9 protein-coding genes and 1 pseudogene are annotated in these 14921 nt (G+C 45.0%); 4 read left to right on the top strand and 6 right to left on the bottom strand.

Annotation, left to right across the window (positions count from 1 at the left end; translation table 11 throughout):
• Positions 1-44 precede the first annotated feature (44 nt).
• The 3 genes from BCU34_RS04240 to BCU34_RS04230 form a co-directional block, all read right to left on the bottom strand.
• Positions 45-566: a GNAT family N-acetyltransferase gene (locus BCU34_RS04240; protein WP_102441929.1), complete on the bottom strand. Its 522-nt coding sequence runs from the start codon at positions 564-566 to the stop codon at positions 45-47.
• Between the two features lie 64 nt (positions 567-630).
• Complete coding sequence (locus tag BCU34_RS04235; RefSeq protein ID WP_102431641.1) at positions 631-1416, bottom strand: hypothetical protein; 786 nt, start codon at positions 1414-1416, stop codon at positions 631-633.
• 106 nt (positions 1417-1522) lie between these two features.
• Positions 1523-1951, bottom strand: coding sequence for a hypothetical protein (locus BCU34_RS04230; protein ID WP_102431628.1), 429 nt, complete (start codon positions 1949-1951; stop codon positions 1523-1525).
• 526 nt (positions 1952-2477) lie between these two features.
• Here BCU34_RS04230 and BCU34_RS04225 point away from each other — a divergent pair.
• The 3 genes from BCU34_RS04225 to BCU34_RS04215 all read left to right on the top strand — a co-directional run bounded on the left by BCU34_RS04225 (position 2478) and on the right by BCU34_RS04215 (position 4314).
• Positions 2478-2669 carry a hypothetical protein gene (locus BCU34_RS04225; RefSeq protein ID WP_240698015.1) on the top strand — a complete coding sequence of 64 codons (192 nt, stop codon included), beginning with the start codon at positions 2478-2480 and terminating at the stop codon, positions 2667-2669.
• Between the two features lie 319 nt (positions 2670-2988).
• The gene (locus tag BCU34_RS04220) at positions 2989-3729 is read left to right on the top strand and encodes a hypothetical protein (RefSeq protein WP_102478574.1); all 741 of its coding nucleotides are present in this window, start codon (positions 2989-2991) and stop codon (positions 3727-3729) included.
• Positions 3730-3894: 165 nt separating this feature from the next.
• Positions 3895-4314 (top strand): BLUF domain-containing protein, encoded by a 420-nt coding sequence (locus tag BCU34_RS04215; RefSeq protein ID WP_102478575.1) that lies wholly within the window; start codon positions 3895-3897, stop codon positions 4312-4314.
• 83 nt (positions 4315-4397) lie between these two features.
• Here the strand turns inward: BCU34_RS04215 and BCU34_RS04210 are convergent, their stop codons facing one another.
• The 3 genes and pseudogenes from BCU34_RS04210 to BCU34_RS04200 form a co-directional block, all read right to left on the bottom strand.
• Complete coding sequence (locus BCU34_RS04210; RefSeq protein ID WP_102478576.1) at positions 4398-5372, bottom strand: OmpA family protein; 975 nt, start codon at positions 5370-5372, stop codon at positions 4398-4400.
• Positions 5373-5434: 62 nt separating this feature from the next.
• Positions 5435-8950, bottom strand: a complete 3516-nt coding sequence (locus BCU34_RS04205; protein ID WP_102478577.1) for a hypothetical protein — start codon at positions 8948-8950, stop codon at positions 5435-5437.
• 27 nt (positions 8951-8977) lie between these two features.
• Positions 8978-13207: pseudogene (locus BCU34_RS04200) on the bottom strand (hypothetical protein); the annotation flags it as partial.
• Between the two features lie 137 nt (positions 13208-13344).
• Between BCU34_RS04200 and BCU34_RS04195 the strand changes: the two are divergent.
• The gene (locus tag BCU34_RS04195; protein ID WP_082040340.1) at positions 13345-14865 is read left to right on the top strand and encodes an ISNCY family transposase; all 1521 of its coding nucleotides are present in this window, start codon (positions 13345-13347) and stop codon (positions 14863-14865) included.
• Positions 14866-14921: the final 56 nt, after the last annotated feature.

The following is a 14921-nucleotide window of genomic DNA, read 5'->3' as shown; positions in this document are numbered from 1 at the left end:
CTGAATCGATAAGGAATCATCAAACAAAAAACAGATATTTGTCGCTATCCTCTCTCCAGCCACTCGCTACGCAGCACCCCATACTTCAACGAGTCATAATACTCGCCTTGGTAATATCGCACCTTTCTCAGCCTCGCCTCTTGCTGGAAACCTAGCTTCAAAGCGAGAGACATCATGCGCGGGTTACCTGACCAAGTCGTTAGCCCCACACGCTCAATTTGTTTGTTTTCGAATAAGTAAGTAATCCAGAGCGGAAGTGCTAATGCTGCGATCCCCTTCCCCCAATAATCAGAGTTATAAATGACTACGCCAGCTTCGAGCCAACGTGTCTCTTCACACTCCCAGTAGCAACTCACGGTTCCAACAGGTACACCGTCGACGACCACCAGCTGCAGGTCATCGCCCTCAAGCAGTCGTTTAAACGAATGCGCTTCAAAACTTTCTAATGACGGATGAGAATACGAAAAATAAGGGCCATTAAACTTAGTCCACTCATCGTTTGAGATAACCAAAGCATAAATGGTAGCCAATTCGCTCGGCATTGCTGGTCTTATCGTTATGTCCATTCACTTTCCTTATCCTGTTTTCAAACGCCATCGTACTATTTGATTATTCTCGGCATTAGCTCGACTAATTTTTGTTGGAGTCTATTAGCTTTAAATGAGTATTTGCGAACTCTCTAAGCACTCTCGCATTATTGTGATGCGCGTTATCTCCACATTGCTGTCCGTTCACTCTAATTTCAGGGCTAGAGTAGGCAGGAATAATATCACGCTCATAAGACATTACAGTGCCTCTCTCTGCACATGTAGCACCGAATGAATATGCGGGCGCTTTCGGGTACCTGTCAGCGATAAAATGTTCGATAGTCGCGTAATCTTTTAACACCTCTTTATAGTCATGGTTAGCACCGCTCAAATGACCAATTTCATGTTCCATTGTCGAGTCTGGGCAATTTATAGCCAAAAAGAAAAAACGAGAGACCTGAGATGCGATACCACAATATCGAGACTCGAAAGCAGAATGATAATTAGAAAACACAACACCTGTAAAAACAGGACGACCGTCCTCTGTGATTTCTTCAATTGGCTCTTTCATTGATAATTTGAGTAGCCTCTCTGCCGCACTCAAATCTTGAAACCAAAGGCTATCGATAGCAGGTGTATAAGTAATTTGGGTTACCTTTCTCCTCATAGGAATACATGAGTTTTTCAAAACTAGGTTGGAGTAACTTTCCCATGTGGCAACTTTACTAGCGATAAACGCCTTCGAGTATTCCAACAACATAGACTCGTCAATGTAAAGGTGAACCTCGGTGTTCAACACTTCACCTTCAACACAAGCAGGGAACTCAATAGTGTCGGCATTAGTGTAAAGGCTGAAGCCGAGAAAAATGACACCCAAGGCTACTCGCATTTGCTTCATATCGTTTTTAATAAGTCCTTCCTTTCCAAAAATAAAAAGCTCGCCAATGATGACGAGCCTTGTTTAGGGTTGAACCATGCTAACTGCGAGGTCGCACTTAGCTTACAACTTGTTCTCGCAAATTCACTTCGACACTTTTTAAGATCTTAAACTCTTCACGAGTACAACCTCGAGCTACAGATACCCAGTGATCACCAGTTTCGTCTGATCCTTTAAACTCTGCACGAAGCTCGTATTTTCGCCACGAAACAAAAGCCAAAATAAAGGTCAGAGCGAGCATAGGTAACCCAAACTGAGGTACGAACGCCCAAGTTGCTGCAGATAGCATCAAGGCCAATGAAATGACGTTGATTGCGTTTTCTTTGATGCCCAGTTGTCGAGTTTCTAGCTGTTTGATTTTACGTAAACTATAAACATCTTTCTTGACTCGAAGTTCATCAGAACTCACTAGAAAGTCAGATATTTTGTATGGTCTACGCAGCCTCAATAAATTCGCTAACCTATTGCATGTTGGGTTCTTATTCATCGCCTTTCTCCATGTTATTAAAGGTTAGTAAAAACTAATATAATCATGAAGTTATCGGTGAATGCTTATTTTATAAATCAAGAGAATGTAAAAAGCAAGAATATGAAATTAATAACACTTATAACAACACTGCTTTGGCATGCGAGATTTCAATAAAAAGGTTCATTAAAAACTCTACATATCATAAATCGATGTACTTTAGTTAAGCTGGATATAGACCAACAATGATTCCAATCACCGACCTAACATACTAAACGGCGAGTATGATTCCCCCTGTTTTGTAACCACTTATTTCAACGCGATTATTACAAAAAATTTAGTTCTCGATTAATGCTGAACTGTGGTCACATAACACTCTACTTATCATAACTAACGCAATCGCACTCCCACTTACCCATTGTATTTTTGAATATCAAAATCATTCAATTGAACACATCAATACAGCTTATCTATTAGGCAATTGATCTCATAGAAAAGAGGCTGTACGCTTAAAAAATACACACGGTTACCTAATATGGAGATAACGATGAACGAACTACTGACATGCGCAATGGAACAGAAACAACGGACAACGGTAACAAGTTTATTTGCAAGGAATGGATTTAAAATCGCGGCTACTGACTTTGATGATGTAACTTTCGAACGTGAAAGTGTGTTGGTCAATGTTCGATTTGATGCCTCTTCAAACGTTGAATCTATTTCGGTAGTGAACAATTAAGTACTGACTTTAACCTCTTATATGGTGAATACATCCCAATATCATTCACCATTTAAGAGATGAGCGTTGCACCCTCCCTACATTACATCGACTTTCTCCGCGCATCCCTCAATTGTTGATAACAAAAGTTACATTTATCAAACTACCTAACCAGTACGATAAGCATTACTTATTACAAATATTCAAAATGCTACTTAGCCAATGATTCAGTTCACAAATATTATGTTCTCACCAAAGGAAAGGCGCCGATGAGCAATCGAAAAATAAAGCTTATCAACCTATTAGGATGCTTTTAATAAGAGTAGAGAGTAAATTCACAATGAAAAAATCAGCTTTATTTGTCGCATTGGTCGCAGTATTACTTAGCGGTTGCAACAGTTCAGATAGTTCAGACACCACTGGAGGTACAGCACCTCACAACCCGGGTAATCCAATATTGCCGCCTGGTGGGGGCGATGGTTCAGGAGATGATCAAACCAATCCAGACGAAGACACTGGCTTAAATCCACCTCAAACTGACTTGATCGCCGAAGCAGCAAAACGCTGGGGAACGACTTACGATCAAATGTACAATGCATGCCAATTATGGACATGTAACCTTGCAGATCTGCAAGAGAGAATCACTTTTACGATTGAGCGTGAAACACTATTGCTGGAAGGCACCAGTAAAGTAACCTTCACTCTTTCTCACAACAACGCAGATTTATGGCCTACTTACGTGTTTTACAGCGATTTAATTGGAAATACCGATATCGAAATTGAGCACGTTTCATCGACTTTTCATCATGTAGACACAGAAAAGGTAATCATTGAAGACTCAACGTTGCTAGGCTGGAAAACTGGATTTGATAGCTGGGCAACTCAAAGTCCACGCGATTGTGTTGAAGCGTACTGCGCTGAATTCAAGACGTCTTGGTTAGAAACCGGCACCTATTCTAGTGCAATGGCGGTATATCGTGAGAATGGGGAGGTAATCAAAACTCAACGTGGCTACCTTGCTCAAGATGAATTACAAGTGCTGTTCCCAATATTTGATCCAACATTTCCAGAGCAATATTAATTAACCATAACACGGTATAAACGATAAAACGGAGGGGCCAACGATAACTTAGCCCCTTCATTTTCATCTTACTTTAAATCGTTTCGCGCCCACCAATAATTAGCAATTCCGTGAGCTTGGCTTATATTTATTAGTACCTTTTGAACAAAATTCGAAGTGATGCCTATGCGCCTAACTCGGTTAATTTATGTCAGTACGCTTTGTGAAAGCTGCGACTCGAAGGCTTTAGATGAAATTCTCAAGATCTCACACGATCGCAATAAGCAGAGCCACTTAACTGGCCTTCTTAGTCACAACGATAAGTATTTCCTACAATGTATCGAAGGTTCACGAACTGCGGTTAACCATACCTACAATCATATTCTCAATGATAAGCGCCACAAAAACGTCATGATCTTGTATTTCAAGGAAATAGATTGTCGGCAATTTGGAGACTGGTCTATGGGCGACATTCCTCAGTCGAGCCTAACCGAGCTGGTAAACTTACAGTTTTCAACATCCAACCAATTCAACCCATATGAGATGTCCGGTGAAAGTGCTTATCAAATGCTTCTAGAATTGAAGCAGAATTTGCCTTCTGAGTAGATTAACGCCCCTTTTATCAGAAGAAGACATATCAAAAAGCCCCAACGGATGGGGCTTTTTCACATTATTTAAAAGATTGCTCTTTATTCATCGCCATGCTTCTGATCGCTTTCACTACGAAGAAAACCTTGCTCACTACCTGATAGTGTTTGCTGTTCCTGCTCGGCAGTAATATCCGACTCTTTGAACACAATAAACGCGCGGCGGTTTAATGCATCGGCTTTTTCAGATCGTTCATTAATCGCAGGCTGCAACTTACCAAATGACTTCGCTTCCCAGATGAACTGCTTAGGGTCGAGTTTGGTTTTGAGGTATTCAACCACCGTTTCTGCGCGGCGCTCTGCTAATTTCTCGTTGTAAGAGACCGAACCGGCTTGGTCTGTATGCCCTGCCACCATGATACTGCCTTGTAAGTCACTCAATTGAGCCGCAAAGTCATCTAACTGAGTTAAGTCCTCTGGTTTTAGCACTGACTTATCAAAATCAAAGTGTGGCGTCATCGCCATGTAAACCTTACGCTCAGGTTTTGGTGGCTCACAGAAAGGCATCTCTTCGTACTTCTGTGCCTCTTCAAACACGATAAACGCACGGCGGTTCTCTGCTCGGTCTTTATCGGTTTTACCCAGCAACAGAGGTTGAGTCTCACCAAGGTGCTTCACTTCCCAATCGTAATTCGTTGGGTCGAGGTGTGCTTTCAAATAGTCCGCGACCGATTTAGCACGGCGCTGTGAAAGGTGCTCATTATATTCGAGAGAACCTTTATAATCAGTATGGCCGACAATCGTGATGCGCCCTTTGAGGCCTCTGATCTCTTTAACAAAGGTATCCAAGTTGATCTTGTCGAGGTCGCGTAATTGGTATTTATCAAAGGCAAAATGCTCTGCGATGGCGATGTGCACCTCACGCTCTGGCGCCAAACACTCGCTGATTAAAAACTTAGACACGTCTATGCCAGCAAACTTGTCTCGGTTCTCCTGACTCACGTACGTGTCGGTTGCACAGCCAGAAAGCAACAAAGTACTCATCACTGCGTTTATTAGGAAAATAATTGTTTTCATCTTACTCTTAACTGTCACTTTGAATTCTCTACTCTTAACTTTCAACCCACTTTGGGGCAGGCTTAGATCTTACCGACTAAGTTAATGAACACACCGGATGCATCGTAGTCATCATCATTGGTTAGATCGCTATCAAACGCAGAGAAGTTATAGCCAATGCCCATTTTGAAGTTATCGCCGATGTGCTTATTCACCGAAACTAACGCGCCGTGCTCTAACTCATCGTTGAGTGTGTCCGTTTTCCAGTGATATTCACCCGTGATATCCCACTCTTTCATCACGCGGTAAGAAGCGCTCAGTCCGTATAGGTCGATATCGCTTTTAACCAGCTCATTCGAACCAGATGCTCGTTCAAAAGCTTGCTGTTTGTCTTTATGGGCGTACTTAGTACCGACGTCCAAGTGTTGGTCGATCGAATAGATCGCTTCAACTTCAATGATCTGGCTGGTTTCGTCTTGATAATCCACATCGCGATCCAGTTGGTCGAAGTCCGCAATATAGGTGTAACGGCTAAGTAGGTTTAATCGATCGTTGTAGATCGGACGATAAGCTAGGCCACCTGTTGCTTCGGTAAATTGAGCCATGGTTTCGCCAGTGGTTTCACTCTCTGTGATTGAGTAGTTGTACTTGCCAAACAGCGTGTACTCCTCCGTTAAATGGTGTGTGTAACGGTTGGTGGTCACGATTTGTTGCAGCTCCCTTCGAGCGATTTCTGGGTCGTCTTCACTCTTATCCAATCGGTATTCGAATTTGTGGCTTAGAGTGATGTCATCTAGGTCAATTGACGCATTGAAGCTGATGGACTCACGCTCTGTGGTGATGTTTTCGTCATCTTCAATTTCACCAAGCTGATAACCGATGCCCATCTCAACATCTTCCGTCACGTCGTAACCAAAGCCATACGAATCGATACGGCCGTGACCATCATTTTCATCAACGAACTGGTTCTCTTGGTAGAAATCGACACTGCTGGTGAGGTCTGCACGCTGACCGACAATCACGTTGTTTTGGCCTTCATAGTTGTCATCAACATAAGTTACGTAGGTGGAATGATCATCCGATACATCGTAACTCACCGTCGCTTCAGCAACTTGCCCACGATCACCATCGGTATATTCACCACCTAAAGACAAATCTTCCAAAACTTGGAATTCAGCACCGATCGAGGCGCTATCGTTTTCGTCGTAGTCATCCGACTGATCGACAGTCTTTTGCCCTTTAACGTAAACGCTATTGTCGCTGTCCCACATGTATTCCAAACGTACACCCGCTAAGGTCGCATCGCTGTGCTCGTCGTTTTGGTTAAGCTCTTCAGTTTGTTGCCCTGCCGCCGAAACTTTGATGTGCTCGGTGATTTTAACTTGAGTCTCTACCTCAATAGTCTCGGTGTCTGTTTCTAGATTGCCGTCAACATCGCGCTCTTCGTTGGTCGAGAAACGAGACAGAACCGCCAAACGATCGGTCGCTTGCAAACGAAGTTCGGCGCCATAGGCTTCTTGCTCTAGGTCATCGCTGCTGCTCGCGTAGCTATATCCTGCGTCTTTGTCTCGATACCAAAGCTTGAAGTCATTACCTACTGCACCAAAGATAGTTGGTGCAAGGTCATAAAGGCTGGTGACAGCTGTGATTTGGACACTGTCACCTTTACGGTCTTCCAATGTATCGCCAATTGGCGTAAAGATTAAACCACCATCAGTAGAGACGAAATTCGACTCGGTTTGCCTACCTTCACTGCGCGCGAACTCAGCCTTAATGTAGGTCCCCTCAGTAGCACGTAGCGTTAAGTCGGTACCGTAAGACTCGTAATCTTGATTGTCTTTCTCTTGGGTCGCGTACGTCACGCCAACGCCAATATAATCGTTGATCCAGCCTTTGGCACGACCACCGTAAGACATCGCATCTAATGAGTCAGAACCTTGTGGAACATACTCATAATCGACAACCAGAAAGTTTTCGTAGTCATCTCCGTTTTCAATCACGCTACCAAAGCTGTCGGATAGAATGTTATCGAGTGGCTTGGTCAAAATAATTCGACCTTGGTACGGGTCAAAGTCATAGTCGACGCCCGGCTCAAGCGGGATTTCATTTTGTACTAGGCCAGATTCATCTTTTACTTTGACGTAAACTTTGTCGCTTCCCGGTACCGCTTCACCGTGGCGAAGGAAATACAGAGAGCCGCCTGTACCCAAGAACTCATCGTGTGCATACAACGAATCTGCTTCTGCAGCAAAACCGACCACGTTCAAGCGATCTTCACCGTATTGTGTAGTATCGCGAGTACGATAATCGGCTTTGAAACCATAGAGGCTACGATTGTAATCGTTATTCTCGGTGCCTGTTAAACCCGTGTTGTAGTTACCCCACAAGTATTGAGACTTATCGTATTCGACATTGAGGTAAACCTTGCCCTTGGTGTTGACCACTTTTTCGATGTTTGAGCTATCGCCATAGTTGCCGTAATAAAGCTCATCGTCGTCTTCGAGGATATCGAACACATCCGAATCGTCCGAGGCGAACGGATGTTTGAACATGTCTTTGATTTCACTTTCTCGCGTATCAAAGTGAGTCGTAACGCGAAGCTTATCGCCAAATTTACCCTGACCAAAGTACGCCAAACGCCCTTGGTTATAGATGTCATCTTGATATTGGTCATCGACGCTCAGCGCACTGTTATTACCAGAAACATTGTTCTTACCAACATAAAGATCAGCCAAACCCGTTTGAGCGTAGTAGGTATCTGGAATACGGACGTAAAGCTTATAACGACGCTCATCGCCGTTATCAAACACAACCTTGGTTGGGAAAATGTAAGAGTCTGTCGGTAGATACTGTTCTGCGTATAAGTTGCCATCTTCAACGTCAAATTCGTCTTCACCGATGATGACTTTATCGACGCCTTTCAAACCGGTACCAATGAACTTGGCTAAGCCCGCATTGGTCGGGATGTTGTGACGCATCAACTTAGCTTGGCCGTAACTTTTGTCTTTGCTCTCTTCATCGTCGTTATCGTTGCGATCGATATCGACTTCAGAGTCTGGCTTCACCAAATCCGTCACACCAACGGTGGTCACGTCCATGTTGCCATCTTTGTCCCACGCTTTTAGACGGAACATCAGCTGCTCACCCACCTCAAACTGGTAGTCGACATCGGTTTGACCATCCCAGTTAATATCAGAATCGTTTGCTAGCTTTTCGCCACCAAGTACAGCGATGGGTTCAGACAGCCCAAAATCGCCGACACGGTACACTTCTAGCTGATACTTCTTGATGTAATAACCATAGTTAGTCGTGATGGTGAAACCTACGCTATCGCGCAGTGTACCTTGTTCGACTTCCAGCTCGTCACTGACACTGACATCTAGAACAGGGTCAAAGCGAGTGATATCACGGCTTGCCCAAATAGCACCTTGTTCAAGGTAAATACGCGAGCTGTCTTGGTCTTGGTTCGGCTTAGTGATTTCAATGCCCGTTGTCTCTGAACCAAGCTTTTCCAGCTTACCCGTGTCTTTCGCTACCGCCATCACAGGAATGGCAGTCAACACACACGTCGCTAAACGAGACTTACTAAATACTTTCATACAATTTCCAGATACGGTTCCAATGGCTTACTGCTGTTCACTTTCTTGCTCTTTGCGATGAACGCTAAAGTTGAACTTGGTGAGCTTATTCGGGGTAATTCGCAACACTTTCGGGTTTTCGCTCACCACTTCCATGGAGGTGGATAGCGAGTCAGTGTCCAACTTCACGAGGAAGTTCTTACCTTTCTTATTGAGTACCCATTGGTCGGGCACGTGGTAACGACCGTACTGGTCTGTGTAAATAACGATTCCATCAACCGTCATCAACTTAACGCCCGGAATACCATCTTCGTAAATGCCTTTGTTCTCGATAACGATTTCCCACAGGTAATCCTCGCCATCGCGATACAGGTTTCTTGTTACGTTGAGGTTTTCCGCGCTCAGTCCCTTCTTCTTATCGGATTCATGCTTAAACTGAATCTGACCTTGTGCATCAAACTCGATACGAGAGCCCGCATCGGTCGTGACATAGAAATCAAAGCTCTGCTGTGTTCGAGTCCTGAATTGAATCACCACTTTGCTGGTTTCTGGCAGTGTTCGGTTCACTGAGTGACCCCAAAGATCACCAAGATCCAAACCTTGCCCAAGTGCAGTGGTTATTGCACCATCTTCGACAGCAACGTCTTGCCCATCACGGATGATGTGTGTCGAATCAGCGATGTAGCCTTGTGTTGCTAGGTTCGCAGTTAACTCAACATCAAACGCAGTGGCATCCGCTTGGAACCCATCTTTGTTGTGATCTTCAAAGACTTTGCCGATGATCGATGAGGTATCGAACACCTTGTCCGGTTCTACGGTCACTTTGGCGGTGTCTTCATTAGAAACCGCTGAGCCATCCACTTTCGCGACTGCGGTGTTGATGTAGTCACCAAAGGTCGCACCTACCGATACTCGCAATAAGTAACGAATACGCAGTTTCTCGCCCGGGTCAAAGTTCAACGAAGTGAACATAAGCTTGCCTGTGTCCGATGGCTCTTGAGAAAGAACCTGATCGTCTTCCGTACCAAACTCACCATCAATACCACTCAACACGATTTCTGACATGTCCACGATGTATTTCAAGCCACCTGGGTAACGGTCTTCTACCGTCACGTTCTTAAAGTAAGATTCATTGTTGTTTTCAACGATGATCTCGTACTCAACCGCATCACCGACTTGCGCGGTATCTTGCAGCGCCGACTTGGTCAGCTCCAATTCCCCAGAGTTGTCAGGAATCTTCTTGATGTGAGTGGTTACGCTGTCGCTAGTTTCAGTACCGTCAGATTCAGTCGCCGTAAAGGTATTGGTGATGTCGTCATCTAAACCTTTACCTAATGTACCCACCACTTCGAACGCATAGGCATTTCGCTTTTGGGATTTTAGGTTAACGGTGGTATCTAGATCTTTACTCGACGGGAAGCTATGACGCTGAATCACCGCGCCTGTGTCATCGACTTCAACACCTTCAATCGTCCAGTCAGTAAACACTTTGTTGCCAACGCTATTTTGCAGTTCGCTGATCTCATCAGTGAGTCGCACGTTCGCTGCATTACCTAAACCATTGTTGGTCACAGCTAGGTAATAAGTGACACTGTCGTCGTCTTCGGTGTATTCAGGTTTGTCTGAACGCTTTTCGACAATCAGATCTGCGCCCACTGGAGGTAGATCCAGAGCTGATACTTGGTCTGCTACTGCCTGCATCGAGGTTTCTGATGCCAACATACCTTTAGATCGAGCACGCATCGTCGGGCTACCCGTTAGATCAAGGTAGTAGCCGAGTACATCGATGTTGGTCAACATGTCTTCGTTGACGGTCAATGTGAAGGTGTAGTCAATCTTGCCACCCGGCGCGATGTCGACCAAGGTGAAGAGGTCTTTATCGTTATCAAACGTACCCGGCTGCGTTTCAGCCCCTTCCGATGATGCTGTTAGGGTCCAATCATCAAAAGCATTGCTGCGGGAGCCATCTATGTAATCACCCATTGACTCAGAGAACTGGGTGTAAAGCGCCACATCTTTAGCGATACCACGGCCAATGTTTTGTACCACTAAGTGATACTCAACTTGGTCGCCCGGCACGTAATAAGGTGCGTCTGTATAGAGCTCAGCTTGAACAACCGCCACGACAGTGTTAACCGGAGGGCTAACCACATCGCCGCCGTCAACTTGCGCTGTATTGACGATACGTCCAGTCGCAGTATCGACCACGGTGCCTTTTGAGCGGAATACAACCGTACCGTGCGGTGCAATATCCACACTGTATTCAATCGGGCTAATTTGCTCTGTCGTCGTGCCTAGCGTGGTTGAGTCAACAATCAAAGAAGTGGTTCCGGCAACAAAGGCAGGGCCAGTGGTGCCATCGTAATAGCTCACCTCTATCGTGCTCATATCATCGACAACACTTAGGTCACTAATGTAGTTGTTTGAGGTGTTCTCAATAGTAATCAAGAACTCCAGCTCACCACCCGGCTCATACTCGGTTTGTACGTTGGTTTTCGTCGCAACAAACTCAGAGTCTTTCGGTGTCATGACTACCGTTGAGTCTTGTGGTGCGCCGTTGTAAGTGATGGTTGCCGTGTTACTGATATCGCCAATCGCCGTAGTACGAATCAACGCCTTAACATGGAATGTCACGGTACTTTGTGGCGCAACATCCATATTGACCTCGATGTCTTCACTCAATTCAAACGTCTTCGGCGTCACTACAGTGCGGTCATCTGAAGCTTCAATACTCACTTCCCACATCAGGAATGCCGACTCTTTTTTGTCTGCGGTCGTGTCGACTTGAATGTCACTGATGATGTCTTGAAGTTGAACACCAGATGCAAAAGCATCAGAGCTGTTGGTTACGGTGATGTCGTAGTTAATCAGCTTGGTTACTTCATACGATGGCGTATCAACCGTCTTCTTGACCGAAACCATCGCCAAAACTGGTGTACTGGTAGCACTGTCATCAAATGTTGTGCCGTCAAAGATCGCTGATGCGATATTAGTAATATCGCCTGTCGCCAACGGATTAGTCGTCACTTGAATAGTGAAAACAATGCCGTCTTGAGGCGCAATATCGAGCGTCTCATTAAGGTCTTCACCACTGGTTGCATCCGGTACTGGGGTCTCACCCGTTGTCGATACCGCAGATATTTGGATTGAAGCGGGGTCAAAGGCTTGCTTCGTCTCACCACCAGCAATCGTGGTTTCTACCGATCTCAACGCATCTTCAATCACAACATCTTCAGCCCAACCTAAACCGTTATTTTTAACGGTCACGGTGTATTGAAGTGTTTCTCCCGGAAGGTACTCCGCTTTATCAACGTCTTTTGTGATCTCAACTTGTGCGTCTTCTGGAATGTAGGTCGCGTCTGCGGTGTATTCACCATCATCGCCAACCACTTTAACAACGTTAGTGATCTCGCCTTTGGCTTTGTCATTCACGGTATTTGTGACAACAAACGAATAGCTGTCACCGGGATGAATGCTGTAAGTGGCGCGGTAACCTTGAGCAGTGTTAGACACATCTTTACGAGCATTCAATGCTGGGTCACCACTACCATCAATCTGTTCATCGCTGATGATCCAGTTGCCGGTAAGGGCTTGTTCTTGATCTGGGCTGTTCGCCACTTCTGTCATGATGGTATCGATACGATCCGTCAGGACTTGATCCACAAGATAGCCTTCACCTGTGTTAGCCACGGTGATCTTGTAGGAGATAGGTTGGCCCGGTTGGTATTTAGCATCAGGCTCAGCAATCGGGGTAGCTTCTTTGGTTAACACCAACTGTCCCGGTTGAGGCGTAATATAACCCTCTCTTAAGCGAGCTATTTTCGAATCGTCTAAGCCATGTCGTAGATATGCAGTATTGGTAAAGCGACCAATCGCATCATTACGGACCTTGCCTTCAACATGGATTCGAACAACCGTGTACTTATCACCGCCGCCAGTACCCGCATCATCACGCCCTGCCATCTTGACTGACTCAGCAGGCAAATCGATGTCTGGGCTGCTTTGCCCAACGAGCTTGTCTAACTCTGAGAAATCATTCGCGTCAGTATCCGATGGTGCTGAGTTGTATAAGACATCGTAATCAACGCTCCACTCAGTGAGTGCGGTTTGCATTGAACCATCGACAGTTTCGACTTCGAAGCCACTGATGATGTCGCGGATTGAGAACAGGCCAGAATCCACATCGTCATTGGTAATGTCGATGTAGTAATTCACCGTGCCACCCGGCACGTAAGTAGGTGTATCTGTCCACTTATCGATTAGGATATTAGAACGACCAGTGTGATCACCAAGCGATTCTGTCGTACCTTAATTACCAAGCGACTTTGTCATTACAATAACTACCGAGGGAAAATGTCGGGACTGATTTAGCTTACTTTTTAAAGTAATCAAATGAGCTTTAAAGGGTGCTAAGGATGTTCTATATGGATTCAAAATCACAGTTTACTGTCGATATCATTAGTAAAGTCATTGATGGCAAAATTACTATCAATAGTGCCACGCAATTACTGCAAAAATCACGAAGAACCGTTGAACGTTACTTGAGTCGCTATCGCAAGGAAGGCATTCGGTTCGTGGTTCATGGTAACACTGGTCGTGCTCCCATCAATAAAATCCCTGAGTCACTCAAGAAGGAGGTTCAAGCCCTCATTCAAACCAAGTACTACGACTTTAATCTTCAACATCTCTCGGAGCTTTTGAGCAAAAATGAAGGACTGTCGATTAAGCGTGAAACGTTGCGTTCTTGGGCTCATGACATTCACCATGTGAAGCGTTCTAAACGCCGTAGAAGTCGAGTAAGGAAGTATCGAGAGCGTATGCCGTTGCCTGGGCTTATGCTGCAAATGGATGGCAGCCCTCATCGCTGGTTTGGTGATGAGAAGTCTTGCTTGATTGCCATCATTGATGACGCTACTAGTGATATTCATGCGCAGTTCTTCCCTTCAGAGACCACCGAAGGCTGTATGAAGGTGATGCGAGCTTATATTGAAAAGCGAGGCATATTCAAAACTCTCTACGTGGATCGAGCAGGTATCTTTGGTGGGCCGAAACGCAGCAACTTCTCGCAAATGCAGCGAGCTTGTGATGAACTCGGTATCGAAATTATCTTCGCCAACTCACCTCAAGGGAAGGGACGAATCGAACGAGCCTTCGACACCTTCCAAGACCGCCTTGTCCCCGAACTGCGCCTCAATAACATCGCTGACATGGAGAGCGCAAACCGATACTTGCAAGAGGAGTTTATCCCCAAATACTGGGTGAATAATGTGATGGTTCAGGCGACTAAATCGAGCTCTGCGTTCAAGTCGTTGCCACCTGACCTAGACCTTAACAGCATCTGCGTACAGAAAGAATATCGAACGATACGACGTGACCACACGTTTAGCTTTGATAGCAAAATGTACGTTATCGACTCGCCAGTACGTTACTCCATAGAGAACCAAAAAGTAGAAATACGATGTCAGTTCGATGGTACCTTCTCTGCTTACTTCGGTCATCGACGGTTAGACATCACTGAGTTAGTAGAGCCACGTAAATGCAACGAATACGGCAAAGAGGTACAACGTAAAATAGAGGCTCTGGAGTTGGTTGCAGAGCTTGGTAGTGTCTCTAAAGCCGCTCGTATCTTAGGTTGCTCACGCCAAACCTTATATACCTATCAGCAAATAATGGAAGAGGAAGGGCCACTTGGCCTCAAACGGATTAATAAGCCACTGAAGCGCAGTAAAAACGCAATCCCAGAGAGCACCGAAGATAGGATTATCGAGTTGACGTTGCTCAACCCGCATAATACGTCGATACAAGTGATGAAACTACTCAAACAAGAAAACATTACCGTGAGTATCAGCACCATCCAGACTATATGGAAAAGAGAAAAGCTCAATACACGAGAGATGAGAATCAAGCAATCCCAATCAATGAGTATCGATGTGTGAGGCAGTTGAACGATATGAATACTAGAATATAAAGGCATGACAGAATCGGTTGGTAC

The sequence above is a fragment of the Vibrio sp. 10N.286.45.E10 genome, assembly GCF_002874195.2.
GTDB classification, from domain to species: Bacteria; Pseudomonadota; Gammaproteobacteria; order Enterobacterales; family Vibrionaceae; genus Vibrio; species Vibrio crassostreae.
Note: the sequence above shows the minus strand (reverse complement) of the source record. Positions and strands in the feature narration are given on the sequence as shown.